Origin of the sequence: Vibrio galatheae (assembly GCF_000967545.1) — a bacterium.
GTDB lineage: Bacteria > Pseudomonadota > Gammaproteobacteria > Enterobacterales > Vibrionaceae > Vibrio > Vibrio galatheae.
Window position 1 is genome coordinate 1 of the sequence record NZ_JXXV01000045.1, and the last position, 552, is coordinate 552.

Below are 552 nucleotides of genomic sequence, written 5' to 3' on the forward strand. Positions count from 1 at the left end.
CATAATGCTTGGGGATGTTACCCGGACTTGTCAGAGGGAGTGTCGCAAAGAACTGGGTGATTGCCATTGAGCAACTCGTAAAGCTTAGTTGATTAGGCCAGACACTATCTAGCTTTTTTGCTGCCGCAGTCATTCCTAATCGTATCAGGTTGTAGCAGAGTAATATTCCCCATAATTCCTGCTCTATCATGTCTGGCTTCTTACTTCTGAGCGTGTATTCGCTGTTTAAAAGCGACTGTTTCATCTCTCTGTAACCTAACTCTATTTCCCAGCGGTATCGATAGAGTTCTGCGATTTCTTCACCGGGAAAACGCATCTCATCAACCATTGAGGTGAGTATTCGATATGGTTTGCCTTTTATCGTTTTACTGACGAGTCTTGCCTCAATGAACTCTGGTAAGTCACTGAGCTTCTTACGAGATTGAGGCGTAGTTTTCAGACGAATACGGCAGTCATTTTTTCCAGAGCGATGCACTACCTCATAGTTCAGGTCCTTTTTTGCTGGGATTAACCAGTGCCTTTCTACACCAGACTGGTGCCAACGATTCAGCA

Annotated in this window: 1 protein-coding gene; it reads right to left on the reverse strand. The window is 44.6% G+C overall.

Features of this window, described 5'->3' with window-relative positions:
- The coding region (locus tag TW81_RS18615; RefSeq protein ID WP_045957240.1) for an IS4 family transposase at nt 1–552 on the reverse strand (552 nt) is incomplete at both ends.